Origin of the sequence: Mesorhizobium sp. M7A.F.Ca.ET.027.02.1.1 (assembly GCF_004022985.1) — a bacterium.
In the GTDB taxonomy this organism is placed as follows: domain Bacteria; phylum Pseudomonadota; class Alphaproteobacteria; order Rhizobiales; family Rhizobiaceae; genus Mesorhizobium.
The window spans coordinates 1-3,614 of sequence record NZ_RZOL01000522.1 but is presented as its reverse complement, the minus strand read 5'-3'; the positions used below and the strand labels follow the sequence as shown (position 1 = coordinate 3,614).

Here is a 3,614-nt window from a genome sequence, read left to right as displayed (position 1 = left end):
ACACCGGCCTCCGCGAGGAACTGACGTTGAACGAATTTGTCGCAGCATCGTTCAATCGATGCCGGGTTCGGTCCCGGTAGATCGAAATGGCGGCAGAGCTTGCCAACTGTCGCATAGACTGACTCGTCGGGGGTCACAAAGCCCGTAAGGCCAGCAATGTCATAGGTCGCACCTAGGCGGGAACATTCGGCGATCAGCGCATCGAGATTGTCTGTATCGACCCGGACAGCCTCAAGCCTTTCCGCCGCAAGATAACCGTACTGAGTTGGGTCAGCCGACAGGGTAATTGGATGAAGCCCAAGACGCTGGGCCGCTTGCACGTAGAGGGGACCATTACCCCCGGACCCTTCAAGCAGGACGAGTGCTTTTCTTGCCATTGCCATGGACCCTCCGGTGCGCGCGGTGTGGCGGTGTGAGCGAACGTCGAGCATCGGCTGCTTCAGTTGACTCAGACCTCAGACATCAGGTGAAGGTACCATGCTCAGCGATCTGTGGTCGCAAAGAGTCTGTAAACTTACGTGAAGGTATTGTTGCAACCGACCTCGCCGAGACGGCAATGTTCTTTGGTTCGACCAGCGTCGCCGGTGTTCTTCCGTCCCGTAGCACGACAGGAGCAAGCTCGCTCTAATCGATAAGAAGGCTCCGGACATTCTTTTCGACTGTAGTTCCCTTACCGGCGGGAACGAGCAAGCCGAACGTTTTCATGATCCCTCGGATCTGGTTGGAAAGCTCGACGGTGTTCCGGACCAGCCGGGTGCGTGCTGCCACGAGCGTGCGGGTCAACATACTGTCGAAGCCTTTCACGTGCACCTCGCGAAAGAATCCTGCTTCAGCAAGACGCGCCAAACCATCGGCGTCATTCGCATCCGTCTTGTTCGCCGCCATATCGAGAGCGGCTTTGGCACGGCGCGCATCGATGCAGATGGCTGGCAATCCCTCGGCGCGCAGCGCATGATAGAACCAAACTGACAGCGGGTCGGTTTCGAACACGACGCGCTTTGCGGCCGGCGCCCGCTTGCGAACAAGCTCGGCAATGATCCTGGGATCAGATGCGCACTTCCCGCGCCAGATCCGTTCGCCTTCACGGCGGATCGACACTGTCGTCTCTTTCATCGACACGTCGAGACCGATATGTTCTTCCATGGCTGTTCTCCGTTGATGCTGGGCCCGGCGTCCAGTCGTGAGCCCGTATTTCATCTTATCGGGGAACAGCCTCCCTCCAAGGCTATGATCGGTTCCAGGGCGCGTCGCTCCCGCGACTACCCCATGTGGACGCCCCTTCGCGGCACGATCGTGCCAAAGTGGTGGCGTTGCAAGAGCGAAGAGACGCAAGCGGCTGCTGTTTTGTTTCGAGCTCGAGACCTCCTTGTTGGTCAACGCACGCAGGTGATCAATTCCCTGCGCGGCCATCTTGCCGAATTCGGGTTCATCGTCGCGAAGGGACCCCAGCATTCCGCTAAACTCATGGCGCTGGTGAATGATCCTGCATCAGACCTGCCGGAGGCGGCGCCAGATCCTCGTGGTCCTGGTCGAGAACTTGCGCGCACTCAACAAGCGGGTGGCGCAACTGGATCAGGAGATCAGACGCCGTGCGAAGGAAGACCCGGTGGCCCGCCGGTTGATGACGATTCCAGGCGTTGGCGCCATCACCGCCGGCGCTCGTGCCTGCGGCCGAGACGTTCAAGCGGGGACACGATTTTGCTGCCTGGGTCGGATTGACGCCACTGCAAAGATCGACCGGCGGCAAGGAGCGGCTGGGCAGAACATCGAGAATGGGTGAACGAACGCTGCGGCGACTGTTGATCATAGGCGCCAGCGCTGTCGCTCGCTGGGCGTCACGAAAGGGTGCGGTGCCAGGAACCTGGCTTGAGCGAATGGTACGTTGCAAGCCGCCGATGCTGGTCAGAGTGGCTCTGGCCAACAAGATGGCGCGCACGGCTTGGGCTTTGCTCGCTCATGGGGGAGTTTATCGGGCTCCGGTCGCGGCCGCATAAGGCGGGTGTGATCGAGGGCTTGGAAGCGTAGGAGGTCGAACGGACGGTATGGCGCAACGTCAATGAGACGGGGCCGGAAAAACCAGATTCCTGACAATCGCCATAGAGCGCGCGGGACTGTTATGGATCCGGTCCGCGAACTCCCAACTGGGCCCGCGGCACGTGAACAGCCGCTTCAGAGGCCGGACACAGTCAGCACCTGACCACGCGCAGCAGTCGGCCGATAAGATTCTTCTTGCTCCAAGCGGGGCGTCCACACATGTCAGGACTTTTGTGCATGAGGCCATGATGATGGAAGGAGAACCATCGGATGGCGGGTTCACTCGCGTTGCGGCCCGCTGGATTGCTCGGCCACCTTTAGCGACCCTTGGCACGAGGCTTCGATCGCGTCACGTTGATTACCGCGTTACAGTTGAGAGACGATCACCTCTTACCTACGGGTAGGGGAGAGGCCGCAAATTGCTCCCGTTCGTCAATGGCCGGAAATGGTGTGATCGACCAATCGATTAAGTCGACGGCACGCTGAAGTATCACCTTGGTCTCAGCGGGACTGGCTGAAGCGGCGATGACATGTCCGATAGTGTCTCGGTAATCGCCCTTCCTGACGATCCGCGTCTTGGGTTCAACATACAATTTGACCTCGGCGACACCTGGGATAGTAGCCACCAGACTGTCGCCATCGATCCAGTCGAGGATGCCATCGCGGTCAGGAACGAGGAAGCGCACGGTCGCGATGTGCGAATGCCTTCTGCGCAAATCCCATTCCTCGCCGATGACAAGCTTGATGTGCTCGGTGCCAAGATCGATTCCGTAAGCCAGCTGAATCAGCCGAGGAGTGGTCCCGCCTGGAAGGCGCGGATTAACTTCAATGACGACTGGGCCACGCTTCGTCCACCGGAATTCAACGTGCGCCGGCCCCCAGCCAAGGCCGAGAGCCCGCAGACAGCTCAGCGAAACATCTGCTATACGTTTATGCTCGTCATCGGTCAGCGGGGCCGGAAAGGTGAAATGACGATAGACGAAATGAGGTAGGGGACCGAACTCGGCAGCACAAATCCCAATGATATCATTTCCCATTGTGTAAGCGCTATACTGGGGGCCCTGTGCGAATTCTTCGACCATTATCCTCGGCGAAGACCGCCAAACGTGCTTCTCGCCCAATAAGTAGGTCGTGTGTTCGCCTAATTCATCAACATTCCGGCACAATCGGACACCGGTGCTACCGTTGCCAACCGCTGGCTTAACAATCACCGGCAGGCCGATATCTGCGGCAGCGCTTTCCACCTCCGACGCATCCGCTGCTAAGCGATAAGCAGGTTGCGGAACGCCGGCCTCCGCGAGGAACTGACGTTGAACGAATTTGTCGCAGCATCGTTCAATCGATGCGGGGTTCGGTCCCGGTAGATCGAAATGGCGGCAGAGCTTGCCAACTGTCGCATAGACCGACTCGCCGGGGGTCACAAACCCAGTAACCGACTCGCCGGGGGTTACAAACCCAGTAATGCCAGCAATGTCATAGATCGCACCTAGGCGGGAACATTCGGCGATCAGCGCATTGAGATTGTCTGTATCGACCCGGACAGCCTCAAGTCTTTCCGCCGCAAGATAGCCGTACTGAGT

1 protein-coding gene and 3 pseudogenes are annotated in these 3,614 nt (G+C 58.9%); 1 reads left to right on the top strand and 3 read right to left on the bottom strand.

Features of this window, described 5'->3' with window-relative positions; genetic code table 11:
* Both EN749_RS32615 and EN749_RS32610 read right to left on the bottom strand, forming a co-directional pair.
* A pseudogene (locus EN749_RS32615) lies at positions 1–377 on the bottom strand (hypothetical protein); the annotation flags it as partial.
* 256 nt (positions 378–633) lie between these two features.
* Positions 634–1,143, bottom strand: a pseudogene (locus tag EN749_RS32610) (transposase); the annotation flags it as partial.
* A gap of 171 nt (positions 1,144–1,314) precedes the next feature.
* Here EN749_RS32610 and EN749_RS32605 point away from each other — a divergent pair.
* Positions 1,315–1,994: pseudogene (locus tag EN749_RS32605) on the top strand (IS110 family transposase); the annotation flags it as partial.
* Positions 1,995–2,417: 423 nt separating this feature from the next.
* Here EN749_RS32605 and EN749_RS32600 read toward each other — a convergent pair.
* The coding region (locus EN749_RS32600) for an acetyl-CoA carboxylase biotin carboxylase subunit family protein (RefSeq protein ID WP_128364710.1) at positions 2,418–3,614 on the bottom strand (1,197 nt) is incomplete at its 5' end.